Genomic DNA, 24635 nt, shown 5'->3' with positions numbered 1-24635 from the left:
AAGTGCCTGACGGAGGCGGACAGCCTGTTTAGCTGTTACGCCCGTGGCGACTATGCAAGACACATTGAGAATCACCGAAGTTTTCTACTCGTTGCAGGGGGAAACTCGGACTGCCGGGCTGCCCACAGTTTTCGTGCGCCTGACCGGTTGCCCGTTGCGTTGCCAATACTGCGACAGCGCTTATGCGTTCAGCGGCGGCACCGTGCGCACCCTCGACGATATTCTTGAGCAAGTGGCCGGATATCGTCCGCGCTACGTCTGTGTCACCGGCGGTGAGCCGCTGGCCCAGCCGAACGCCATCCCTTTGCTTGAACGGTTATGTGATGCCGGATACGAGGTCTCGCTGGAAACCAGCGGCGCCCTCGACGTTTCGGCCGTCGATCCGCGAGTCAGTCGCGTAGTCGATCTGAAAACGCCGGGCTCGAAAGAAGCTCATCGCAACCGTTACGAGAACATCGAACTGCTGACCCGCAACGATCAGGTGAAGTTTGTCATCTGCTCGCGCGAGGACTATGACTGGGCGGTTTCCAAGCTGATCCAGTACGGTCTCGATCAGCGCGCCGGCGAAGTGCTGTTTTCGCCAAGTCACCACGACCTGAATGCTCGGGAGCTGGCTGACTGGGTGGTGGCGGACAATCTGCCGGTACGCCTGCAATTGCAGCTGCATAAATATCTTTGGAACGACGAGCCAGGACGCTGAAATGAATCAACTACTGAACACTACCGAAAAACGCGCAGTCATCCTGCTGTCCGGCGGCCTCGACTCGGCGACTGTCGTGGCGATGGCTCGCGCTGAAGGCTACGCCTGCTACACCATGAGCTTCGATTACGGCCAGCGCTCGCATGCCGAATTGCACGCCGCCGCCCGCGTTGCGCGCGATCTGGGTGTGGTCGAGCACAAGGTTATCGGGCTGAATCTCAATGGCATGGGCGGCTCGGCGCTGACCGACACCAGCATCGATATTCCGGAAGAGCTGGGCGAAGGCATTCCGGTGACTTACGTGCCGGCGCGCAACACTGTGTTCCTGTCGTTGGCATTGGGTTGGGCGGAAGTGCTCGGCGCACGGGATATCTTTATTGGCGTGAATGCGGTGGATTATTCCGGTTACCCGGATTGCCGCCCGGAGTTCATCGAGTCGTTCGAGCGCATGGCCAATCTGGCAACCAAGGCGGGCGTTGAAGGCAACGGCTTCCGCATTCAGGCGCCACTGCAGAACCTGAGCAAGGCGCAGATCGTCCAGGCCGGCGTGAAGCTCGGCGTTGATTATGGCCTGACTGTTTCCTGCTATCAGGCAGACGATGACGGCCGCGCTTGCGGCAAATGCGACAGCTGCCGCCTGCGTGCTGAAGGCTTTGCGGCGGCGGGTGTGAGCGATCCAACTCCTTATTTTTGATATTTTTCAAAAAAGGTGTTGAATAGTCCTTAAAAATCAGTATTATACGCGCCACCACACAGCGGGTCGTTAGCTCAGTTGGTAGAGCAGTTGGCTTTTAACCAATTGGTCGTAGGTTCGAATCCCACACGACCCACCATATTTGGCGGTTTAGAAAATCCGGAAGGCCCACGAAAGTGAGGATTTCCGGGTTTTTTTTTGCCTGCAATTCTGACCTCCGTTTTTCTCCGTCGCCCAACCTGACACAGGTCAGAATCATCTTTTGTATCAACGGGATATTCTGTAGCCTTGCGCAACTTCAACGCTGTCCGTGCCTGATGATACTCACTCTCCCGGCGGTACCCTCTAGCGGTCCGGAGCCGGGTGTATACTCGACTTTCGCGCGAATGCGCCTGCAGGTCTTGCGAACATGACGCAGATTTCCGAACGCCTTCTGGTTCAAGCCCACCTCGATGCCAAACAGCCCAAACCGCTGACGGCAGAGGAGGAGGCCTACTACCGTTCCGCCATCGCCGCCGAGCTCAAGGCTCAGGACGCGGTGCTTGTGGCCCACTTCTATTGCGATCCGGTGATTCAGGCCTTGGCCGAAGAAACCGGCGGCTGTGTTTCCGATTCCCTTGAAATGGCTCGCTTCGGCAATGCCCATCCGGCCAAGACCGTAGTGGTCGCCGGCGTGAAGTTCATGGGCGAGACGGCAAAAATTCTCAACCCGGAAAAACGCGTGCTGATGCCAACGCTGGAGGCAACCTGCTCGCTGGACCTTGGTTGCCCGGTCGACGAGTTCTCGGCGTTCTGCGATCAGCATCCGGAGCGTACCGTGGTGGTCTACGCCAACACCTCTGCAGCGGTAAAGGCGCGTGCCGACTGGGTGGTGACTTCGAGTTGCGCGCTGGAAATCGTCGAAAGCCTGATGGACAACGGCGAGACGATTATATGGGGGCCGGACAAGCACCTCGGCACCTACATTCAGCGCAAGACCGGCGCCGACATGCTGCTGTGGGACGGTGCCTGCATCGTTCACGAAGAGTTCAAGTCCAAGCAGCTTGAAGACATGAAAGCGCTGTACCCGGACGCGGCGATTCTGGTGCACCCGGAGTCGCCGACTTCGGTGATCGAACTGGCCGATGCCGTCGGCTCGACCAGTCAGTTGATTGCCGCCGCGCAAAGCCTGCCGAACAAGACCCTGATCGTCGCAACCGACCGTGGCATCTTCTACAAGATGCAGCAGTTGTGCCCGGACAAGATCTTCATCGAGGCGCCGACCGCCGGTAACGGCGCGGCATGCCGCAGTTGCGCACATTGCCCGTGGATGGCCATGAACACCCTTGAGCGCACGCTGAAGAGCTTGAAGGAAGGCACGAACGAGATCTTCGTTGACCCGGCGTTGATTCCGCAGGCGATTCGACCGTTGAAGCGAATGCTGGATTTCACCCAGGCAGCACGGATGAAACTGGCCGGTAACGCCTGATTTTCAGGCAACGCAAATCAGATGTGGGAGCGGGCCTGCTGGCGAAAGCGGTGTATCAGTCACCATTGAAATGACTGATACGGCGCCTTCGCGAGCAAGCCCGCTCCCACATTGGTATTCGCTGTCTGGAAATTATTTAATCTTCTTCGGGATCCGCACGACGCGGGTATCTGAATAGATGTCATGCCAGGTGCGCTTCTGCTTGTCATACAGCGACCAGAAGAACCCCAGCCCCGCGCACAGCCACGACGCGATCGACACCATAAAGCGCAATAGCGCCTGCCACAGGCTGATCGCCGTGCCATTGGCGTTCTGCACGCGAATGCCCCACACCTGCATGCCGAGTGTCTGCCCGCCATGGGTCCAGAACTTGGCGAAGAAACCGAACAGCACCAACAGCAGCACCGTGGAGTAGAGCGGGTCGCCATCGAGTTGGCCGGCATCGGTCATCGCCCGCAGACGTTCTTCGCCAATGATCGCGGCCTGGATCAGTTTGTAAACGAAGCCAGTGACGATCAGCAGTGCGGTACACAATAGAAAGTCATAGAACATCGCGGCCAGACGGCGGCCGAGGCCAACAGCAGGAAAGTCGCCCTGTGGGGTGAGCAGGTTTTTCGACATGGCAGCCTCTGAGCGCGAAAGGAAATGGCATTTTACGGACTCGCGCGCACAAAAAAGCCCCTGATATCAATATCAGGGGCTTTTTCGTAGCAGAAATCAGGCTTCGGCTTGTACTTCGTCAGCCTGCATGCCTTTCTGACCTTGCACAGCAACGAAAGTCACTTTCTGGCCTTCTTTCAGGCTTTTGAAGCCGTTGCCCTGAATGGCGCGGAAATGTACGAACAGATCCGGACCGCTTTCTGGAGTGATAAAACCAAAACCTTTCTCGTCGTTAAACCACTTGACGGTACCGCTCTGACGTGTGGACATTTCTTATTTCCTTTGACGCATAAATTGATGACAGCCCCTTTCACATGAAAGAGTACTGGAGCTGGTTGCAAGGAGTAAGAAGACGTCGAGCGGGATGTAGCTAACTTGTAGGCTACTGCCCAGGTCACGATTCCAAGCTGACCCATGCAAACACAGTGGACAAACTCTACGCCAACTACGGGAGAAAAAACAAGCCCTGCGAAGGGCCCGGTTTCACTGCCCTTCATGGCAGTTTGTCAGTTCACTAGTGCGTTCTTAGATGAATGTAGGGTTCTATTTTTTTCAAAAGTTATAAGCAACGTTCATATACGAAACAGATGTTAAAAAGCGCACTGTTTTATGGCGATTGCGTTACACATTAGTGCACGCATGACGCAATCGCGTTACTTATAGAAACAGTCGATCAGCCGCGATAGTAGCGTTGTGGAACAAATGGCATTTTGCTTACAAGCATTTGCACCTTTTTCCCACGTACGATGGCCCATACTGGTGTTTCGAGCGCAACGTAAGCGCTGTCGAGATAACCCATCGCCAATGGCCCGCCCAAGGTCGGACCGAAGCCGCCACTGCAGACATTACCGATGATTTCGCCATCTTCGTTGACGATCTCTGCACCTTCGCGCACTGGAGTACGTTCCTGTGGCAGCAAGCCGACGCGTTTGCGTGCGACGCCATTTTGTTGCTGCGCGAAAATGTGCTCTGCGCCCGGAAAGCCGCCGGGCCGGGCGCCGTCGGCGCGGCGTGGCCTGGAGATCGCCCAGAGCAGGCTGGCTTCGATCGGCGTGGTCTCGGTGTTCATGTCATGGCCATACAGGCACAGACCGGCTTCCAGACGCAGCGAGTCGCGGGCGCCGAGGCCGATGGCCTGAACTTCTGACTCGGCGAGCAAGGCTCGGGCGAGTTTTTCCGCTTCAGCGGCCGGTACCGAGATTTCGAAGCCGTCTTCACCGGTATAGCCCGAACGACTGACAAAGCAATCAACGCCGAGCAGCGTCACGCGTTGGAACTGCATAAAAGTCATCTTCGCCACGTCCGGCGCAAGACGCGCCAGCACCGTAACGGCTGCCGGACCTTGCAAGGCGAGCAGGGCGCGCTCTTCGAACAGCGCCGTAATGGTGCACTGATCGCCGATGTGTTGTTGCAGATGCGCGAGATCCTGATCCTTGCAGGCGGCATTGACCACCAGGAACAGTTCGTCGTTGCCAAGGTTGGCGACCATCAGGTCGTCGAGAATGCCGCCGGTTTCGTTGGTGAACATCGCATAACGCTGCATGCCTACCGGCAGGTCGATGATGTCCACAGGCACCAGAGTTTCCAGGGCTTTGGCAGCATCGGCGCCGGTCAGGCGGATCTGGCCCATGTGCGAGACGTCGAACAACCCGGCCTGTTCGCGGGTGTGCTGGTGTTCTTTCATCACGCCGAGCGGGTATTGCACGGGCATGTCGTAGCCGGCGAACGGCACCATGCGTGCGCCGAGTTCGAGGTGCAGCGCGTGCAGCGGGGTTTTCGACAGGTGTTCGGTGGTCATGCGGGACTCCTTGATTCATCCCAATCCTCTCCTGCAGGGAGAGGGGGCTAATTAGCATTCGATAATGTTGACTGCCAAACCGCCACGGGCGGTTTCCTTGTATTTGCTTTTCATGTCGGCGCCGGTCTGGCGCATGGTGCGGATGACTTTGTCGAGGGAAACGAAATGCTGGCCGTCGCCACGCATGGCCATGCGCACCGCATTAATGGCTTTCACCGAACCCATCGCGTTGCGCTCGATGCACGGGACTTGCACCAGGCCACCGATCGGGTCGCAGGTCAGGCCGAGGTTGTGTTCCATGCCGATTTCCGCAGCGTTCTCGACTTGCTGAACGCTGCCGCCAAGCACTTCGCACAGGGCGCCGGCCGCCATGGAGCAGGCCACACCGACTTCACCCTGACAACCGACTTCGGCGCCGGAGATCGACGCGTTTTCCTTGTAAAGAATGCCGATGGCCGCAGCAGTCAGGAGAAAACGTACGACGCCGTCGTCATTCGCCCCGGGGATAAAACGCATGTAGTAATGCAGCACCGCCGGAATGATCCCCGCCGCGCCATTGGTGGGCGCAGTCACCACGCGGCCGCCGTTGGCGTTTTCCTCGTTGACCGCCAATGCATAAAGGTTGACCCAGTCGAGCACGGACAGCGGGTCACGCAATGCTGATTCCGGGTTTTTACACAGCTGCCGATGCAGCGCTGCGGCCCGACGTTTCACTTTCAGGCCACCGGGCAAAATACCTTCGTTGCGGCATCCTGCGGCGACGCAATCCTGCATGACCTGCCAGATCTTCAGCAGCCCGGCGCGAGTCTCTGCTTCCGGGCGCCAGGCGCTTTCGTTGGTCAGCATCACCTGGCTGATCGACAAACCGTAGGTGCTGCAATGGCCAAGCAAGTCCTTGGCACTTTTGAACGGGAAGGTCAGTGGCGTGGCATCTTCGACGATGCGGTCGGCACCGGCCGCATCCTCATCGACGACAAAACCACCGCCCACCGAGTAGTACTCACGGGTGCGAACCTGCAGCCCCGCCGCATCGAAGGCGCGAAAGATCATGCCGTTGGGGTGGTAGGCCAACGGTTTGCGAATCATGGCCAGATGCTCTTTCTCGTTGAAGGCGATGCTGTGCTCGCCCAGCAAATTCAGTCGGCCGTTGCCGCGAATCTCCTGCAGGCGCGCCGCGACAGTTTCGGTGTCGACGGTGTCCGGGTGCTCACCTTCGAGGCCGAGCAACACGGCCTTGTCGCTGCCGTGGCCCTTGCCGGTAGCACCGAGCGAGCCGTACAGCTCGACGCGAATGCTGGCAGTGGCGGTCAGCAGGTTCTCACGGCGCAAACCTTCGACGAACCGCGCCGCCGCCCGCATCGGGCCGACGGTGTGGGAGCTGGAGGGGCCGATACCAATCTTGAACAGGTCGAACACGCTTAACGACATGAGTGTTTCTCCGGTTTCTTGTTATGGGAATTGGCGCAAGCATTAGGCTGGGTACAGATCTGCGGTGGGAGCGGGCTTGCTCGCGAATGCGGTGTATCAGTCGCCATCGATATTGCATGACACACCGTATTCGCGAGCAAGCCCGCTCCCACATTTGGATCTGCGGTGTTGCTGAAAATCGGGGCAGGCAAACCCGCCCCTCATTCCCTTAAGCGTAGCTTTCGATCGACGGGCAGGCGCAGACCAGGTTGCGATCACCGAAGACGTTGTCGACACGACCGACCGGTGGCCAGTATTTGCCTTCAACCAGCGACGCCACCGGGTACACCGCTTGCTCACGGCTGTATGGATGAGTCCATTCGCCCACCAGTTCCGCTGCGGTGTGCGGGGCGTTTTTCAGTGGATTGTCGTCCTTGTCCAGCGTGCCGTTTTCCACTGCGCGGATTTCTTCGCGAATGCGGATCATCGCGTCGCAGAAGCGGTCCAGTTCTTCTTTGGATTCGCTTTCGGTCGGCTCGATCATCAGCGTGCCAGCGACCGGGAACGACATGGTCGGGGCGTGGAAACCGAAGTCGATCAGGCGCTTGGCGACGTCATCAACGCTGATGCCGCTGCTGTCTTTGAGTGGACGCAGATCGAGGATGCACTCGTGCGCCACCAGGCCGTTGCTGCCGGTGTACAGCACCGGATAGTGCTCTTCGAGGCGACGGGAAATGTAGTTGGCATTGAGAATCGCCAGTTGCGAAGCGCGCTTCAGACCGGCGCCGCCCATCATGCGGATGTACATCCAGGTGATCGGCAGAATGCTCGCGCTGCCGAACGGTGCCGCGCAAACTGCGCCTTCCTTGCGTTCCATCTGGCCGTGGCCCGGCAGGAAAGGGGTCAGGTGCGACTTGACGCCAATCGGGCCGACGCCCGGGCCGCCACCGCCGTGAGGAATGCAGAAGGTTTTGTGCAGGTTCAGGTGCGAGACGTCGCCGCCGAACTTGCCCGGTGCGCAGAGACCGACCATGGCGTTCATGTTGGCGCCGTCGATGTACACCTGGCCGCCGTTGTCGTGAATGATCGCGCAGATTTCGCGGATGCCTTCTTCGAACACGCCGTGGGTCGACGGGTAGGTGATCATCAGTGCGGCGAGGTGTTCGCGGTGCTCGAGGGCTTTGGCGCGCAGGTCCTCAATGTCGACATTGCCACGGGCATCGCAAGCGGTGACCACGACGCGCATACCAGCCATTTGCGCGGTGGCAGGGTTGGTGCCGTGGGCCGACGACGGGATCAGGCAGATGTCGCGGCGTTCATCACCACGGCTCTGGTGGTAGGCTCGGATCGCCAGGAGACCTGCGTATTCACCTTGCGAACCGGCGTTCGGTTGCAGCGAGATCGAGTCGTAACCGGTGGCGGCGCAGAGCATTGCTTCCAGCTCATCGGTCAGTTGCTGATAGCCAGCGCTTTGCGCGGCCGGGGCGAACGGGTGCAGCGCGCCGAACTCGGCCCAGGTCACCGGGATCATTTCGCTGGCGGCGTTGAGTTTCATGGTGCACGAGCCCAACGGGATCATGGTGCGATCCAGCGCCAGGTCTTTGTCCGCCAGTTTGCGCAGGTAGCGCATCAGCTCGGTTTCCGAGTGATAACGGTTGAACACCGGGTGGCTGAGGATTGGCGACTGGCGAACCAGCGAGGCAGGAATGGTGCTCTGCACCGAAGCGGCCAGCGCAGCGAAGTCCGGCAGGGTCTTGCCGTCAGCGAACAGGCCCCACAGGGTTTCGATATCGGCTTGCGTAGTGGTTTCGTCGACCGACAGGCCCAGACGTTCGGCATCAATGACGCGCAGGTTGATCTGCGCAGCGTGAGCCTTCTCGTGCAGCGCGGCGGTGTTCGCGCCGGTGGCTACGGTCAGGGTGTCGAAGAAGCTTTGCTGTTCAACGCTCAGGCCCAGCGCGGTCAGGCCCTTGGCCAGAATCGCGGTCAAGTGATGCACGCGGTTGGCGATCTGGGTCAGGCCTTTCGGGCCGTGATACACGGCGTACATGCTGGCGATGTTGGCCAGCAGCACCTGCGCGGTGCAGATGTTCGAGGTGGCTTTCTCGCGACGGATATGTTGCTCGCGAGTCTGCATTGCCAGACGCAGGGCTGGCTTGCCGAAACGGTCAACCGAGACACCGACCAGCCGGCCCGGCATGTCGCGTTTGAACGCATCTTTGGTGGAGAAATAAGCAGCGTGCGGGCCACCGAAGCCCAGCGGCACGCCGAAGCGTTGCGCCGAACCGATGGCGACGTCAGCGCCGAACTCGCCCGGCGCGGTCAGCAGCGTCAGGGCCAGCAGGTCTGCGGCCACAGCCACCAGAGCGTTGGCGGCGTGGAAACGCTCGGTCAGTTCGCGGTAGTCGAACACATCACCGTTGCTCGCCGGGTATTGCAGCAGCGCGCCGAAGAACGGCGTCACGTCAGTCAGTTCGCGTTCATCGCCCACGACCACGTCGATGCCCAGGGGCTCGGCACGGGTGCGCAGCACGTCGAGGGTTTGCGGGTGGCTGTGGATGGAGGCGAAGAACTGGTGGCTGCCCTTGTTCTTGCTCAGGCGTTTGCAGAAAGTCATGGCTTCGGCAGCAGCGGTGGCTTCGTCGAGCAGGGATGCGTTGGCGATCGGCAGGCCGGTGAGGTCGCTGATCATTGTCTGGAAATTCAGCAGCGCTTCGAGACGGCCCTGGGAAATTTCTGGTTGGTACGGCGTGTAAGCGGTGTACCAGGCAGGGTTTTCCAGCAGGTTGCGCAGAATCGGCGACGGCGTGTGGCAGTTGTAATAGCCCTGGCCGATGTAGGTTTTGAACAGCTGATTCTTGCCGGCGATGGACTTGATCGTCGCCAGAGCGTCGGCTTCGCTGAGGCCGTCGTCCATGCCGAGCACGCTGGTGCCCTTGATGCTTTCCGGAATGACGCTGGCGCTCAGGGCTTCAAGTGAATCGAAGCCGAGGCTGTTGAGCATGGCTTGCTCGTCACCGGCGCGCGGGCCGATGTGACGGGCGATGAATTCGTTGGCGGTGCCGAGATTGATGGCGGTCATGGCGTATTTCCTCAGGCTTCGGCTTGGGCTTTGATCAGACGGTCGTAGGCATCCTGATCGAGCAGTTTGCCGACAGCGGCGGCGTCGCTTGGCTGGAAGCGGAAGAACCAGCCTTCGCCCAGCGGATCTTCGTTGACCAATTCCGGGGCATCTTGCAGCGCCGGGTTGACTTCCAGCACGTCGCCATCAAGCGGCATGTATACGCCACTGGCGGCTTTCACCGATTCCACGGTGGCGGCTTCGGCGCCTTTTTCGTAAGCCTGCAGCTCAGGCAGTTGCACGAACACCACGTCGCCCAGGGCGTTCTGCGCGAAAGCGGTGATGCCAACAGTGACACTGCCGTCGGCTTCGGTGCGCAGCCATTCGTGATCTTCAGTAAAACGCAACTCGCTCATGGAAACTCCTCAGGGGCCAGACTCGTCTGGTGGACGCGGTGGAAAGCTTGGGGGCGGGAAGCCCTTTATAGATGAGGAGAGAGGAAGCAAGAATGCGGCCAAGGTTGATTTATCTATATAAATCAATAGCTTGAGAGGTTTCGTAATTTACTGGTCTGTATCAGCTGTAGCGAAATCGCTACAGCTTGGGGCGGGGAAAAAAGCTGAGCGGGATCAAAGCGTTGCACAGCGCTGGTCATAGGCGGGTGTAGCGATATCGTTCCGCTGTAGCGCTTTCGGTACAGGTGGACGTCGCTTTTGAACAAATTTCAAACCCCTGTGGGAGCGGGCTTGCTCGCGAAGGCGTCAGATCAGTCGGCATTAGTGTCGAACGACCGACCGCATTCGCGTTCAAGCCCGCTCCCACATGTTTGTCCGCGTTCGGCTTACGGTTTGTTGGGAATGCCGTATTTGCGCAATCGATGTGCGATGGCGGTGTGTGAGGTCTGCAAGCGGCTCGCCAGTTGCCGGGTCGAGGGGTAGCTGACGTAGAGCTTTTCCAGCAGTTCTCTTTCGAACGATTCAACCGCCTGTTCGAGGCTTTCAACGTCGGAGTCGGCCTGCCGAGCCACCGAGGTGCCGGCGATGTCGAGGTCACCGATATCGACCAGGCTGCTCTCGCAAATCGCCGCGGCACGGAAAATCACGTTCTGCAATTGCCGCACATTGCCCGGCCAGCGATTGCCGAGCAGCGCCGGATACGTCCCCGGAGCCAGGCGACAGACCGGGCGCTGGATCTGTGCACAGGCCTGCTGCATGAAATACCGCGCCAACAGCAGAATGTCCTGACCACGTTCACGCAGCGGTGGCACTTCTACGTTTAGCACGTTGAGGCGGTAGAACAGGTCTTCGCGGAACAGGCCTTCGCTGACCATTTTTTCCAGATCGCGATGGGTCGCGCTGAGGATGCGCACGTTGACCTTCACTTCGCGATCACCGCCCACACGGCGGAAGCTGCCGTCGTTCAGAAAACGCAGCAATTTAGCCTGCAAGTACGGTGACATCTCGCCGATCTCATCGAGAAATACCGTGCCCTGGTTGGCCAGCTCCATCAGCCCCGGTTTACCGCCGCGCGCCGCGCCAGTGAAGGCACCAGGGGCGTAGCCAAACAGTTCGCTTTCGGCAAGGTTTTCCGGCAGTGCCGCGCAGTTGAGTGCGAGAAACGGAGCGCTGTGCCGCGCACTGATGGCGTGGCAGGCGCGAGCCACCAGTTCTTTGCCGGTGCCGGTCTCGCCTTGGATCAACAACGGCGCATCAAGGGCCGCGACCCGTTGCGCACGGGCCTTGAGTGTGCGAATCGCCGGGGACTCGCCGAGCAGGGCGTCGAAGCCTTCGGCGTGATCATGATGCAGTGCCGATAGCTGTTCGCCGATGCGGTTCGGTTGATAGAGAGTCAGCAGGGCGCCGGCGTCGGTGATCGGCGTGGCGTCGAGTAACAGGGTCTGGCCGTTGACGGTGATCTCGCGCAGCGGCAGGCGAAAGCCCTGTTCCAGCAAGGTGTCGAGCAGTGCCGGATCGTTGAACAATTGCGCCACACTTTCCCCGGCCGGTTCGCGACCGTACAAGGCAATCAGCGCCGGGTTGGCCAGCAGCACCTTGCCGGCGCTGTCGAGGGCCAGCACCGGGTCGGTCATCGCCGCGAGCAACGCATCGAGCTGCAAGTGCCGACGCTGGCCAGGCAGGATATCGACCACGGTCACCGCTTCCACGCCAAGTACGCGAAACAGCGCATCTTTGAGTTCTTCGAGCACTTGCGGGCTGAGGGTCGGCGCGTCGATGTAGACGTTCGGCGGGATCATCTCCACCGCATCCAGATTGAGATTGCGCCCACCGAGGATAGCCAGGACTTCCTGGGTGATGCCGACGCGGTCGATGAAGCTGACGTGGATACGCATGGGGCGGTTCAGTGATCTGCAGTGCGGAGGGGGGCAAGTATGCCTTGGGGCGGGCTAATGATGAAATCTGCGGCGACTTTCGTCACAACATAATGCCCTGTGGGAGCGGGCTTGCTCGCGAAGGCGGTGTGTCAGTCGATATTTTCGTTACTGATACACCGCTTTCGCGAGCAAGCCCGCTCCCACAGGAGGTTGTGGTGGACTCGGGTTATTCGAAATGCTCGGGATTGACCGGATCCCCGGAGTGCATATTCAACTTCTGCCGAATGTCTTCAAACATCAGGTCGTAGTGCTTGTGCACCGAGCCGATCTGGCTGTGGGTCTTGGGAATCCCGTATTTCTCGGCAATGCGCGTGACATCGCGGGCGAAGTTGTAGGCCTCTTCCTTGGGCAGGAAAAACGTCTCCTTCATGTCCTTGCCCTGCATGCTGCCGTGCAGGATGAACTGAATCCCCTTGCCTTTCTGCGGGTCGGTGAACACTTCATAGTCGAGGCTGACGTTGTAATTGACGTCATCATCGGTCAACGCGTGCCGCTCGATGTGCAGATGACCGGGTTCGAACTGGGCCATTGAGCTACTCCTTTCAAGGCATGGGAGCGAAGCAGGCCTTGAGCCTGCTCCGGTGTTTATTGTTATCGGTAGCTGATCCCCGGCTTCGCCGTGCTGACCCGCGTACCGGCGGTGCCCTGAACGATGGCTTCGATATCGGCCAGCGAACCGATCACCGCAACCTTGCCAGTATGGCGCGCGAATTCGCAGGCTGCCTGCACCTTCGGCCCCATGGAGCCGGCGGCGAAACCGAGGCGTTCGAGTTCGTCCGGGTGCGCTTGGGCGATGGCTTTCTGGGTTGGTTTGCCATAGTCGATAAAAGCCGCGTTGACGTCTGTGGCGATCACCAGCAGGTCGGCTTCCAGTTGCTCGGCGAGCAGCGAGGAGCACAGATCCTTGTCGATCACCGCCTCAATCCCTTTGAGATTGCGGTTCTCGTCGTACATGGTCGGAATGCCGCCGCCACCTGCGCAAATGACGATGCTGCCCTTGTCCAGCAGCCATTTGATCGGGCGGATTTCGAAGATGCGTTTCGGCCGTGGACTGGCGACGACGCGGCGGAATTTGTCGCCATCGGCAGCAATCGCCCAGCCTTTCTCGGCGGCGAGTTTTTCCGCTTCGGCTTTCTCGTACACCGGGCCGATCGGCTTGGTCGGGTTCTTGAAGGCTGGGTCGTTGGCGTCGACTTCGACCTGGGTCAGCAAGGTGGCGAATGGCACTTCGAAGTCGAGCAGATTGCCCAGTTCCTGTTCGATGATGTAGCCGATCATGCCTTCGGTTTCGGCGCCGAGCACGTCCAGCGGGTACGGGGTGACGGACGTGTAGGCCGCCGCTTGCAATGACAGCAGGCCGACTTGCGGGCCATTGCCGTGGGCGATGACCAGTTGGTTGCCGGGATGGATCTTGGCGATTTGCTCGGTGGCGATGCGGATGTTGGCGCGCTGGTTGTCAGCGGTCATCGGCTCACCACGGCGGAGCAGGGCGTTACCGCCCAGGGCTACGACGATACGCATGGTGCATGTCCTTTTCGTATTGATCGTTCCCACCTTCTGCGTGGGAATGCCGCCACGGACGCTCTGCGTGCGCTGTGACGCAGAGCGTCACGGGATGCATTCCCACGCGGAGCGTGGGAACGATCATCTTCAGCCAGTTAGAGATCAGCCAGGGTCGAGACCAGAATCGCCTTGATCGTGTGCATGCGGTTTTCCGCTTGCTCGAAGGCGATGCAGGCCGGCGACTCGAACACGTCGTCGGTCACTTCGATGCCGTTTTTCAGGTGCGGATACTGCTCGGCAATCTGCTTGCCGACTTTGGTATCGCTGTTGTGGAAGGCCGGCAGACAATGCATGAACTTGGTGCGCGGGTTGCCGGTGGCTTTCATCAGCTCGGCGTTGACCTGATACGGCAGCAGTTGCTGAATGCGCTCGGCCCAGGCCTCGACCGGTTCGCCCATCGATACCCAGACGTCGGTGTGAATGAAGTCAACGCCTTTGACCGCTTCTTTCGGATCTTCGGTGAGGGTGATGCGCGCACCGCTTTCCTCGCCGTACTGTTTGCAGCGCGCCACCAGATCGTCGAGCGGCCACAGCGCTTTCGGCGCGCAAATGCGCACGTCCATGCCCAGTTTGGCGCCGATCAGCAGCAGCGAGTTACCCATGTTGTTGCGCGCGTCGCCCAGGTAGGCGTAGCTGATTTCATGGATCGGCTTGTCAGCGTGTTCACGCATGGTCAGCACGTCGGCGATCATTTGGGTCGGGTGATATTCATCGGTCAGGCCGTTGAACACCGGCACGCCGGCAAACTTGGCCAGTTCCTCGACGATTTCCTGTTTGAAACCACGGTACTCGATCGCGTCGTACATGCGCCCGAGCACGCGGGCGGTGTCCTTCATGCTTTCCTTGTGGCCGATCTGCGAAGAGTTCGGGTCGATGTAGGTGACGTTGGCGCCTTGGTCATAGGCCGCGACTTCGAACGCGCAACGGGTGCGGGTCGAGGTTTTTTCGAAGATCAGGGCGATGTTGTTGCCCTTCAGATGTTGTTGCTCGGTGCCGGTGTATTTCGCGCGTTTCAGATCGCGGGACAGGTCGAGCAGGTAACGCAGCTCACGGGGGGTGTGGTGTTCCAGGCTGAGCAGATTACGGTTGTGAATGTTAAACGCCATGATGATTCTCCTTGGATTCGGTAATCGGCCCGGCCGCTACGGGATAAGTGCGGCCGGGGAGACGGTCGTTTAGTAATCGATCGGGTCGCGGATGATCGGGCAGGTCATGCAGTGGCCGCCGCCACGGCCGCGACCGAGTTCGCCGGCGCTGATGGTGATGACCTCCACGCCAGCCTTGCGCAGCAGGGTGTTGGTGTAAGTGTTGCGGTCGTAACCGATAACCACGCCGGGCTCCATCGCCACCACGTTGTTGCCGTCGTCCCATTGCTCGCGTTCGGCGGCGAAGCTGTTGCCGCCGGTTTCCACCACGCGCAGTTTCGGCAGGTTGAGCGCCGCTGCGACGGTGTCGAGGAAACTGCCTTCTTCGCGGCGGATGTCGATGCCGCCCTGTTTGCTTTCGTCAGGGCGCAGGGTGAAGGCGACGATCTGGTTGACCACTTCCGGGAAGATCGTCACCAGGTCGCGATCGCAGAAGCTGAACACCGTGTCCAGGTGCATCGCTGCGCGGGATTTCGGCAGGCCGGCGACGATGACTTTTTCCACTGCCTTGTTCTTGAACAGGTTCAGCGCCAGTTGGCCGATGGCCTGACGCGATGAGCGTTCGCCCATGCCGATCAGCACCACGCCGTTGCCAATCGGCATGACGTCGCCGCCCTCGAGCGTGGAGTTGCCGTGATCCTTGTCCGGGTCGCCGTACCAGATCTCGAATTCGGCGTTGGTGAATTGCGGATGGAATTTATAGATGGCGGTGGTCAGCAGGGTTTCCTGACGGCGCGCCGGCCAGTACATCGGGTTCAACGTCACGCCACCGTAGATCCAGCAAGTGGTGTCGCGGGTGAACTGGGTGTTGGGCAGCGGCGGCAGGATGAAGCTGGAGTGGCCGAGGAAGTCGCGGAACATCTGGATGGTCTTGCCACCGAAGCTGTCCGGCAAATCATCGGCCGAGACGCCGCCAATCAGGAATTCGGCGATGTGTCGTGGCTCGAGGCTTTTCAGCCAGGATTTCACTTCACTGATCAGGCCCAGGCCCACTGAATCGGCCGTCACCTTGCGTTCAAGGATCCAGTCCAGCGCTTCGGGAATGGCGACGATGTCGGTCAGCAGGTTGTGCATTTCCACCACGTCGATGCCGCGCTCGCGCATCTTGGTGACGAAATCGAAGTGGTCGCGCTTGGCCTGCGCCACCCACAGCACGTCGTCGAACAGCAGTTCATCGCAGTTGTTCGGGGTCAGCCGCTGATGGGCCAGACCTGGGGAGCAAACCATGACTTTACGCAGTTTCCCGGCTTCGGAATGGACGCCGTACTTCACTTTTTCCGTGGTCATTTCTGTGTTCCTCCAGATGACAATCAATCAGGGGTTACAGCGTCAGGAAGCCATCGTAGAGACCGTAGGCCGCCACCACGGCGCCTATGACCACTGCGGCGAAAATCAGCTTCTCGACGTTGGTGAAAACCGGTTGTTTGAGTTCCAGCTTGGCCTTGGCGAACAGGATCGCGCCGGGCGCATAGAGCAGGGCCGACAGCAGCAGGTACTTGACCCCGCCGGCGTACAACAACCACACCGCATAGATCAGTGCGATACCGCCGATGATCAGATCCTTGCGTCGCTCGGCGGCAAACCCTTGGTAGCTCTCGCCGCGTACCGCCAGCAGCAGCGCATAGGCCGCCGACCACAGGTACGGCACCAGAATCATCGACGTGGCGAGGTAGATCAGCGACAGGTAAGTGCTGGCCGAAAACAGCGTGATGATCAGGAACACCTGCACCATTGCGTTGGTCAGCCACAGGGCGTTGACCGGCACGTGGTTGGCGTTTTCCTTGCGCAGAAACTCCGGCATGGTGTGGTCTTTGGCGGCGGCGAACATGATCTCCGCACACAGCAGCACCCATGACAGCAACGCCCCCAGCAGCGAGATGATCAGGCCGACGCTGATCAACACCGCGCCCCAGTGACCGACCACGTGTTCAAGCACGGCGGCCATCGACGGGTTCTGCAGTTTCGCCAGTTCCGGCTGGGTCATGATGCCCAGCGACAGCACGTTGACCAGCACCAGAAACAGCAGCACGGTGATAAAGCCGATCACGGTGGCCTTGCCGACGTCCGAGCGTTTCTCGGCGCGGGCGGAGAAGATGCTCGCGCCCTCGATGCCGATGAACACCCAGACGGTGACCAGCATCATGTTGCGCACCTGGTTCATGACGCTGCCCAGATCGGGGTTTTTCACACCCCAGATGTCAGCAGTGAAGATGTCCAGTCTGAATGCGAAGATGGCGATCAGCACGAACAGCACCAGTGGCACGACCTTGGCGACGGTGGTCACCAGGTTGATGAACGCCGCTTCCTTGATCCCGCGCAGCACCAGGAAATGCACGCCCCACAGCAGCAGCGACGCGCCGATCACTGCCGCCGGCGTGTTGCCTTCGCCGAAGATCGGAAAGAAGTAGCCGAGGGTGCTGAACAGCAGAACGAAGTAGCCGACGTTGCCCAGCCAGGCGCTGATCCAGTAACCCCAGGCCGACGAGAAACCCATGTAGTCGCCGAATCCGGCCTTGGCGTAGGCGTAGACACCGCCGTCCAGATCAGGCTTGCGATTGGCGAGGGTCTGAAAGACGAAAGCGAGGGTGAGCATGCCGACGGCGGTGATGGCCCAGCCGATCAGCACTGCACCGACGTCGGCGCTGGCAGCCATGTTTTGTGGCAACGAAAATATCCCGCCGCCAATCATTGAACCGACTACCAGTGCAACCAGTGCACCGAGTCTTAGTTTTCCGGGCGCTTCAGACATTTGCATGACTCCATTGCAGGAAAGGAGAGCTCACAGCCTAGTACTGTTGTCTGTTCGAATAGCTGACTTGGATCAGTGCATGGTCACATTCCATTGTTAATGAATGACTTATCGACCCGTTGCGGGCATAACGCTGTCGTCTGAAAGGCCCGAGACAGAGCCGTTTTGGTAACGTGATTGGGAATAGCTATTAATGCTTTCGAACTATGACGCTAGTTGCTTTTCCGCGTTTGGCAAATGTCCGTCATCATTTTTCAGTACAGAATTGAATTATCAGGATCAGCGCACAAAACAGACTTAACGTGCTACGCGTTATCGTCATCAGCTATATATAAGTGTGCGTATCTCGGCGTTACCTGATAAACGTCATCTACTCTTAGCTTTTTTAGTCAGCTGTTGTTACAGATAAACAACAGCGGCTGTTCAAGGAGATCTGCATGTCGCAACCGACGCAAAAGCTGCGCCTTGGTGCGTTGATCGCGCTGGTGGTGGGGTCGATGATTGGCGGGGGAATTTTTTCCCTGCCGCAGAACATGGCCGCGCGCGCCGACGCCGGGGCGATACTGATCGGTTGGGGCATCACCGCAATCGGCATGCTGACGCTGGCGTTCGTCTTTCAGACCCTGGCCAATCGCAAACCGGAACTGGACTCGGGCGTCTATGCCTACGCCAAGGCCGGATTCGGCGATTACATGGGTTTCTCGTCGGCGTGGGGTTACTGGATCAGCGCCTGGCTGGGCAACGTCGGCTATTTCGTCTTGCTGTTCAGCACCCTCGGCGATTTCTTTCCGGTGTTCGGCCAGGGCAACACGCCGATCGCCATCGGCTGCGCCTCGGTGCTGTTGTGGGCAGTGCATTTTCTGGTGATGCGCGGGATCAAGGAGGCGGCGCTGATCAACCAGGTGACGACCGTGGCCAAGGTCGTGCCGCTGATCATGTTCATCGTCATCGCGGCCGTGGCGTTCAAGGCTGACGTCTTCACCCGCGACATCTGGGGCCGCAGCAACCCGAACTTCGGCGGGGTGATGGACCAGGTGCGCAATATGATGTTGGTCACCGTGTTCGTGTTCATCGGCATCGAAGGCGCCAGCGTCTACTCGGCCCGCGCGGAGAAACGCAGCGACGTCGGCCGCGCCACGGTCATCGGTTTTATCGGCGTGCTGGCGCTGCTGGTGCTGGTCAATGTGCTGTCGCTGGGGATCATGAGCCAGCCGGAACTGGCCAACCTGCAGAACCCTTCACTGGCAGCGGTGCTTGAGCACATCGTCGGGCCGTGGGGCGCGTTGCTGATCAGCATCGGGTTGGCAATTTCCTTGTTGGGCGCGTTGTTGTCCTGGGCCTTGCTGTGCGCGGAAATTCTTTTCGCCACGGCCAAGGACAAGACCATGCCGGCGTTTCTCAAGAAGGAAAACAAGAACCATGTGCCGGTCAACGCGCTGTGGCTGACCAACGCGATGATCCAGATTTTCCTGCTGATCACGCTGTTCTCGGCGGGCACTTACACCAGTCTGATCTATCTGGCTTCGTCGATGATTCTGGTGCCGTACCTGTGGTCGGCGGCCTACGCAGTGCTGCTCAGCGGGCGCGGCGAAACTTACGAACACGCCTCGGCCGAGCGCACCAAGGATTTGCTGATAGGCGGTATCGCATTGGTTTACGCGGTGTGGTTGTTGTATGCCGGGGGAGTGAAATATCTGCTGCTGTCGGCGCTGCTGTATGCGCCGGGGGTGATTCTGTTTGCCAAGGCCAAACATGAACAGGGCCAGCCGGTTTTTACCACGGTGGAAAAAGGGATTTTTGCCTGCGTGATAATTGGCGCAGGGCTGGCGGCTTATGGGTTGTATAGCGGGGTTTTGAGTCTGTGATCGGAGTGTTGCTTTGGCTGCTCCGGCCCCTTCGCGAGCAAGCCCGCTCCCACAGGACTACGCTAATCCATGTGGGAGCGGGCTTGCTCGCGAAGGCGGCCTCAAAATCACCACTGCGCTTGATGTGACCCCAATTCGGCGGCCGGCCAATTCCATTGCACCGCCGTCCCGCTGATCTGCACCGGCACGCGCAACCTCCTCGCCGGGCCCCACGCGGTCTGTTCAATCGCCGGATCCTGATCCAGCGCGTCTTCGGCCCGCAACGGATCAAGTATCCCCGGCCCATGCTCGATCAACAGTTTCGCCGTACGCGCCAGCGACAACCGCGCCGAACCCCCGCGACCGTTGGCCAATCGCGCCGTCAGCAATCTGAGCGCACTCGCCGCCATCAGATAACCGGTCGCATGGTCCAGCGCCTGCACCGGCAGTGGCGTCGGTTTATCGCTGTGCGTGCAACGCTGTCCGGCCTCGGCGATGCCGCTGCTCATTTGCACCAGACTGTCGAAGCCTCGGCGATTCCGCCAGGGGCCGCTCCAGCCGTAGGCATTGAGGCAGACGTCGATCAGCCCCGGTGCCAGTTGCCGACGGCGTTCAACTCCAAACCCGAGATGTTCCAGCGCATCGGCGCGATAGCCGTGCAGGAGAATGTCAGCATCTTTTAATAAGCCCTCAAACACTGCGCGATCCGCTGGCACTTGCAGATCCAGCCGCGCGCAGCGTTTGCCGACGGTCATTTCCGGGACCACACCGGGTTCGTTCCAGCTCGGTGGATCGAGGCGCAGCACGTTGGCGCCGAGGCCAGCGAGAAAACGACTGGCGGTGGGGCCGGCGAGGACGCGGGTCAGGTCGAGCACCTTGATCCCGGCCAGGGGCCGAGCGATCGAGCCTTGCCATACGACGCGTTTTTCGTCCGTCTGCTCAATGAAATCCACCAACGGTTCGGCATTCACCGCCAGACCCTGCGGATGCTGCTGCCACTGCGGCCAACTGCGCATCTCGGCGGCGCAGCCCTTGGCGTCGACCACCGCCTGCTCGAGATCCGCGCTCGCCCACTGGGCGACTTTCGCCGCCATCGCGGCGCGGTCGGCGCAGGCACCGAGCACGCGTTCAGCGGCGGCGCGGTGATGCGGGGCGTTGGTGTGCAGACGGATCCAGCCATCTCGGCTCGCATAGTCGCCGGCGATCGCATCCCACAGCGGCGGAACCTGCCAGCCGATCGGGCGAAGCGAGGTGGAGAACCAGAACGAGGCCAGACGGCGGTCGACCGCAACGGCCGACAATTGCCCGGTTTGCTGATGAAGCAATTCGCCGACTGCTTGACCGGCAGCCGCAATGCTGGCGCAGGCCAGATCGGTGACGGCGAACGCCGAGGGCAGGGCGCCGTCACCGATGAACGGGGCCGGCGTGCGGGGCAGGTCGAGTGCGGTTTGGATGGACGTGTGCAAATCAGTCATCGAAAACCCTCCGGAGCGAGAGGGCGATGATAGTGCAAAAGACACCCGCAAGATCGTTCCCACGCTCTGCGTGGGAATGCCTCAAGGGACGCTCCGCGTTCCGGCTTTCGCTTGGGACGCAGAGCGTCCCGGGCTACATTCCCACGCAGAGCGTGGGAACGATCAGAGGGGAACTACACGCGAAACTGATCCATCAATTTCATCTGCTGGCTCGCCAGGCTGTTGAGCTGGCTGCTGATCGCGGCCGATTCAGTGGCCTGCTCGGTCAGGGTCTCGGTCACGGTGCGAATCGCCGAGACGTTGCGGTTGACCTCTTCGGCCACCGCGCTCTGCTCTTCGGCGGCGCTGGCGATCTGCAGGTTCATGTCGCTGATCACCGTCACCGCGTCGCTGATCCTGCCCAGCGCATCGACGGCGTGACGAATCTGCCCGGCGTTGTTGTGCGCCTGGGTCTGGCTCGAGTGCATGGTCGCGACCACGCCGCGCGTGCCGGTCTGGATGCGTTCGATGACGATGCGGATTTCTTCCACTGAATCCTGCGTGCGCTTGGCGAGGTTGCGCACTTCGTCGGCGACCACGGCAAAGCCGCGACCGCTCTCGCCGGCGCGGGCGGCTTCGATGGCGGCGTTGAGGGCCAGCAGGTTGGTCTGTTCGGCGATGCTGCGAATCACTTCCAGCACCGAACCGATCTGCTCGCTGTTGACCGCCAGCGCTTCGACCTCGGTCACCGCTTTGCTGACTTCATCGGCCAGCTGATTGATGTCGCGAGTGCTGCGCTCGATGATCGCCATGCCGTCCTTCGCTGACTGATCAGCACCCTTGGCGGCGTTGGCCGCGTTCGAAGCACTGTTGGCGACGTCGTGGGCGGTGGCGCTCATTTCGTTGGAGGCCGTGGCGACCTGATCGATTTCGCGGAACTGCACCTGCATGCCTTCGCTGGTCTGGCGGGCAATTTCCGACGACTGATCGGCCGTGCCGCGCGCCTCGGTGATGCTCTGTTTGATCTGTGCGATGGTCGGCTGCAGCTTGTCGAGGAAGCGGTTGAACCAGTTCACCAGTTCGCCCAGTTCGTCTTTCTTGCTGTAGTTCAGGCGCTGGGTCAGATCGCCTTCGCCGCTGGCGATGTTTTTCAGCATGTCAGCGACGCTGTTGATCGGACGCGTGACGCCGGAGGCGGTGAGCCAGATCAGCAGCAGGCCGACCAGGCCAGCCACGCCAGCCACCAGCAGGGCGGTGATCACGCCGGTCTGTTGGGCATCGTCGAGCACCGCTTGCAACTTCACCGAATCGGCCAGCAGCACGTGCTCGGGCAGGTCGATGACCACGCCCCAGGCGCGCGAATTGCCGATCGGATCGACCGGGTAAACCGCACGAATCAAATCGCCCTGTTCAAGAATTTTCGCTGTGCCGCTGCCCACCAGTTGCAACACATCCTTGCCGTCGGCGCCGAGGGTGTCGCTGATTTTTTTGCCGACCCGCGTTGCGTCAGCACTGTCGGCCGCCAGCACCCCGCTGCCGGAAACGATCAGCATGTGCCCGGCGTTGTTGAACAGGCTGCGTTGCGAGTCGACCGCGGCGGCTTGCAGGGCGTCGAGGGCGATGTCGACACCGACCACGCCTATCGCCTTGCCGTCGACCATCACGGGCACGGAAATGGTCGTCATGAGCATTTCCTTGTCACCGACGGTATCGGCATACGGATCGAGCAGGCAGGTGCGCTTGTTGTCGCGAGGGCAGGTGTACCAACTGTTGTAGGGGGTGCCGCTGACGCTGAGGGTGGTCTTGGTCAGGTCGTCTTCGACCATGATCGTATTCAGCGCGGCGCCGCCGGCGCGGCTCCAGTAGGTGGCGAAGCGCCCTGCTTCGTTGGACTGGCGCGCGGTGTCATCGACGAATTCGCTGTCCTTGCCGTCAAGGCCGTCGGGTTCGAAGGCCAGCCAGATGCCCAGCACTTTATCGTTGCGTTCGAAGGCGGTTTTCAGGTGCTGGTTCAACTCTTCGCGGACTGCGCCGGCTTCGAGCGAACGCTTGGCCGCCATCGTCCGCAGGTCCTTGATCTGGTCGGCGAGGGCGGTGACCACCAACAGGCTTTCGCCAAAGGTTTTCTGCACCCGCACCGCTTGTTCGGCGGCTTTGGCCTGCAGCAGGTTTTGCACGCTGGCGGTGAGCAGCTGGTTGCTGGATTGACTGACCAGTACGTCGTTCTGGTTGGTCTGGTAAATGTTCATGCTGACAATAAGCGCCACCACTCCGAGCAGGCACAGGCCGGAGAGCAGGACGATTTTCAGGCGAATGGAGAGAGAGTCGAACATCGGGCGTCTCGTAAATGGATAAGAAAAGTGACTGTCGGGCAAATGAACTACCCGGTTCGCCAAATCCATTCAGCGCCATGTCTGCTCATCGGCGCGCAACGAGACGGCATGAGGCCGCTGCCGACGAACGGTCAGTGCTAAACGTTTGCGCAGGGGATTGTGCTGAAAAGGCGATTAATTACAGGGATGTTTCAGTGTGCCGCGGGAAGGTTCTCCGGGCGTGACCAGATCCACAGATTGCCCAGCGCCATGCCGGCAATCGCCAGATAGATCGGCCAGCCGTGGTCGAGCAGCACCAGCATCAATGTTGCGCACAGCAGCATGCTGACGGTGGCGCTGACCTTGGCCTTGCGCGCGATGATTCTGCCGTTGCGCCAGTTGCCCAAGATCGGCCCGAACAGGCGATGGTTTTCCAGCCAGGCACTCAGGCGCGGCGAACTGCGAGTCGCCGCCCACGCGGCAAGAAGGATGAACTCGGTGGTCGGCAGACCGGGCACGACGATGGCGATCAGGCCAATGCCGAGGCTGACGTAGGCGAGCAGGCCGAACAGCAGGCGGGCAAGTTTTGAGGGGGCGGGTGCGGGCATGGCTCAGCGGCGGCTTCCGAAGCGGAACGGGGATCTTACAGACTTACGCAGACTCCTGTAGGAGCTGCCGAAGGCTGCAATCTTTTGATGTTGCTTGTGAAGATCAAAAGATCGCAGCCTTCGGCAGCTCCTACACGGTTATGCGTAGCTCTCAGGCAGGTTCGGCTTCGACGGCATAAGCCCGTTCCAGCAGCACGGTGAAGCGGTTGAACGCGTCCAGTGCGCCTTGCTCCACTTCTGCCTCTTCCTCAGCGCTGAACGGCAACGCATCGAGGGTGCGCACAAAGCTTTTCCAGCCTTCGGCGCGGCCACCTTGTGGTTCAGCCAAATGCCGAGCGCCAAAGGTTTCGCTCAGCTCCAGCGCCACCGCGCGCTTGATCAGGAACGCCGCACCGAGCTTCGAACCCTCCGACACAAAGATCCAGCCCAGCGCTCGCGCCGTGCTCGGTTTTTTCAGCGCGCCGGCCATTGGAGCGGGGACTTCGGTTTCCAGGTCGGCAAGGTCAGCCTTGGCCGCTTCGGCGCGGCAACGATCCGGCAGGTCAGGAATGATCGCGGTCAGTTCTGCATCGTTGTACAGCTCGACCAGTTCCGCCTGGAACAGGTACTGCGCAACGACAAAACGGGCAAAACTGGCGCGGGTTTCGAAGGGCGCGCGGGCTTTGACCAGCGCATCGAGTTTGCTGTGCGGCTCATGAGTGATCTGGTTCAGGCGTTGCGAACGCAGGGCTTTTTCCGAGGCAGTCATGGGGGTGTCCTTGATAAATGAGGCGCTTGATA

At 60.2% G+C, this 24635-nt stretch carries 19 protein-coding genes, 1 tRNA gene and 2 pseudogenes; 5 read left to right on the top strand and 17 right to left on the bottom strand.

Annotation, left to right across the window (positions count from 1 at the left end; genetic code table 11):
- Nucleotides 1–52 precede the first annotated feature (52 nt).
- The 4 genes from queE to nadA all read left to right on the top strand — a co-directional run bounded on the left by queE (nt 53) and on the right by nadA (nt 2862).
- The gene (gene queE / locus ACP7D9_RS12295; RefSeq protein WP_016770671.1) at nt 53–700 is read left to right on the top strand and encodes a 7-carboxy-7-deazaguanine synthase QueE; all 648 of its coding nucleotides are present in this window, start codon (nt 53–55) and stop codon (nt 698–700) included.
- 1 nt (nt 701) lies between these two features.
- A complete protein-coding gene (gene queC / locus ACP7D9_RS12290; RefSeq protein ID WP_101155758.1) occupies nt 702–1394 on the top strand; it encodes a 7-cyano-7-deazaguanine synthase QueC in 693 nt (230 codons plus the stop codon).
- Nucleotides 1395–1457: 63 nt separating this feature from the next.
- Nucleotides 1458–1533, top strand: a tRNA-Lys gene (locus tag ACP7D9_RS12285).
- Nucleotides 1534–1803: 270 nt separating this feature from the next.
- Nucleotides 1804–2862: a quinolinate synthase NadA gene (gene nadA / locus ACP7D9_RS12280; protein WP_426157669.1), complete on the top strand. Its 1059-nt coding sequence runs from the start codon at nt 1804–1806 to the stop codon at nt 2860–2862.
- A 132-nt stretch (nt 2863–2994) separates the two neighbouring features.
- Here the strand turns inward: nadA and ACP7D9_RS12275 are convergent, their stop codons facing one another.
- The 12 genes from ACP7D9_RS12275 to arcD (ACP7D9_RS12220) form a co-directional block, all read right to left on the bottom strand.
- Entirely contained in the window at nt 2995–3483 is a 489-nt protein-coding gene (locus tag ACP7D9_RS12275; protein WP_426157667.1) for an RDD family protein, read from the bottom strand.
- A gap of 96 nt (nt 3484–3579) precedes the next feature.
- Nucleotides 3580–3792 carry a cold-shock protein gene (locus ACP7D9_RS12270; protein ID WP_003227496.1) on the bottom strand — a complete coding sequence of 71 codons (213 nt, stop codon included), beginning with the start codon at nt 3790–3792 and terminating at the stop codon, nt 3580–3582.
- A gap of 403 nt (nt 3793–4195) precedes the next feature.
- The gene (gene gcvT, locus ACP7D9_RS12265; protein ID WP_426157665.1) at nt 4196–5320 is read right to left on the bottom strand and encodes a glycine cleavage system aminomethyltransferase GcvT; all 1125 of its coding nucleotides are present in this window, start codon (nt 5318–5320) and stop codon (nt 4196–4198) included.
- A gap of 51 nt (nt 5321–5371) precedes the next feature.
- A complete protein-coding gene (locus ACP7D9_RS12260; RefSeq protein ID WP_426157663.1) occupies nt 5372–6748 on the bottom strand; it encodes an L-serine ammonia-lyase in 1377 nt (458 codons plus the stop codon).
- 208 nt (nt 6749–6956) lie between these two features.
- A complete protein-coding gene (gene gcvP, locus ACP7D9_RS12255) occupies nt 6957–9809 on the bottom strand; it encodes an aminomethyl-transferring glycine dehydrogenase (protein WP_426157661.1) in 2853 nt (950 codons plus the stop codon).
- Nucleotides 9810–9820: 11 nt separating this feature from the next.
- Entirely contained in the window at nt 9821–10204 is a 384-nt protein-coding gene (gcvH, locus tag ACP7D9_RS12250) for a glycine cleavage system protein GcvH (RefSeq protein WP_039758162.1), read from the bottom strand.
- Nucleotides 10205–10629: 425 nt separating this feature from the next.
- The gene (locus ACP7D9_RS12245; protein ID WP_101155769.1) at nt 10630–12138 is read right to left on the bottom strand and encodes a sigma-54-dependent transcriptional regulator; all 1509 of its coding nucleotides are present in this window, start codon (nt 12136–12138) and stop codon (nt 10630–10632) included.
- A 208-nt stretch (nt 12139–12346) separates the two neighbouring features.
- Nucleotides 12347–12709 (bottom strand): DUF5064 family protein, encoded by a 363-nt coding sequence (locus ACP7D9_RS12240; RefSeq protein ID WP_101155773.1) that lies wholly within the window; start codon nt 12707–12709, stop codon nt 12347–12349.
- Between the two features lie 62 nt (nt 12710–12771).
- On the bottom strand, nt 12772–13701 hold the full coding sequence (gene arcC, locus ACP7D9_RS12235) for a carbamate kinase (RefSeq protein WP_426157658.1): 930 nt from the start codon (nt 13699–13701) through the stop codon (nt 12772–12774).
- A 137-nt stretch (nt 13702–13838) separates the two neighbouring features.
- The gene (locus ACP7D9_RS12230) at nt 13839–14849 is read right to left on the bottom strand and encodes an ornithine carbamoyltransferase (protein ID WP_101155777.1); all 1011 of its coding nucleotides are present in this window, start codon (nt 14847–14849) and stop codon (nt 13839–13841) included.
- 69 nt (nt 14850–14918) lie between these two features.
- The gene (gene arcA / locus ACP7D9_RS12225) at nt 14919–16175 is read right to left on the bottom strand and encodes an arginine deiminase (protein ID WP_101155779.1); all 1257 of its coding nucleotides are present in this window, start codon (nt 16173–16175) and stop codon (nt 14919–14921) included.
- 34 nt (nt 16176–16209) lie between these two features.
- On the bottom strand, nt 16210–17637 hold the full coding sequence (arcD, locus tag ACP7D9_RS12220) for an arginine-ornithine antiporter (RefSeq protein WP_397479170.1): 1428 nt from the start codon (nt 17635–17637) through the stop codon (nt 16210–16212).
- Nucleotides 17638–18074: 437 nt separating this feature from the next.
- Here arcD (ACP7D9_RS12220) and arcD (ACP7D9_RS12215) point away from each other — a divergent pair, with 437 nt between their 5' ends.
- Nucleotides 18075–19502, top strand: coding sequence for an arginine-ornithine antiporter (arcD, locus tag ACP7D9_RS12215; RefSeq protein ID WP_426157655.1), 1428 nt, complete (start codon nt 18075–18077; stop codon nt 19500–19502).
- A 107-nt stretch (nt 19503–19609) separates the two neighbouring features.
- On the opposite strand, the gene ACP7D9_RS12210 is transcribed toward arcD (ACP7D9_RS12215), so the two are convergent.
- The 5 genes and pseudogenes from ACP7D9_RS12210 to ACP7D9_RS12190 form a co-directional block, all read right to left on the bottom strand.
- Nucleotides 19610–20956 (bottom strand): CoA transferase, encoded by a 1347-nt coding sequence (locus ACP7D9_RS12210; protein WP_426157653.1) that lies wholly within the window; start codon nt 20954–20956, stop codon nt 19610–19612.
- Between the two features lie 173 nt (nt 20957–21129).
- Nucleotides 21130–21657: pseudogene (locus ACP7D9_RS12205) on the bottom strand (methyl-accepting chemotaxis protein); the annotation flags it as partial.
- Nucleotides 21658–22035: 378 nt separating this feature from the next.
- Nucleotides 22036–22995: pseudogene (locus tag ACP7D9_RS12200) on the bottom strand (chemotaxis protein); the annotation flags it as partial.
- A 464-nt stretch (nt 22996–23459) separates the two neighbouring features.
- Complete coding sequence (locus ACP7D9_RS12195; RefSeq protein ID WP_101155789.1) at nt 23460–23855, bottom strand: YbaN family protein; 396 nt, start codon at nt 23853–23855, stop codon at nt 23460–23462.
- A 151-nt stretch (nt 23856–24006) separates the two neighbouring features.
- Nucleotides 24007–24603 carry a biliverdin-producing heme oxygenase gene (locus ACP7D9_RS12190; protein WP_426157651.1) on the bottom strand — a complete coding sequence of 199 codons (597 nt, stop codon included), beginning with the start codon at nt 24601–24603 and terminating at the stop codon, nt 24007–24009.
- Nucleotides 24604–24635: the final 32 nt, after the last annotated feature.

The organism is Pseudomonas sp. TSRC2-2, assembly GCF_049897785.1.
Classification (GTDB): domain Bacteria; phylum Pseudomonadota; class Gammaproteobacteria; order Pseudomonadales; family Pseudomonadaceae; genus Aquipseudomonas.
Note: the sequence above shows the minus strand (reverse complement) of the source record. Positions and strands in the feature narration are given on the sequence as shown.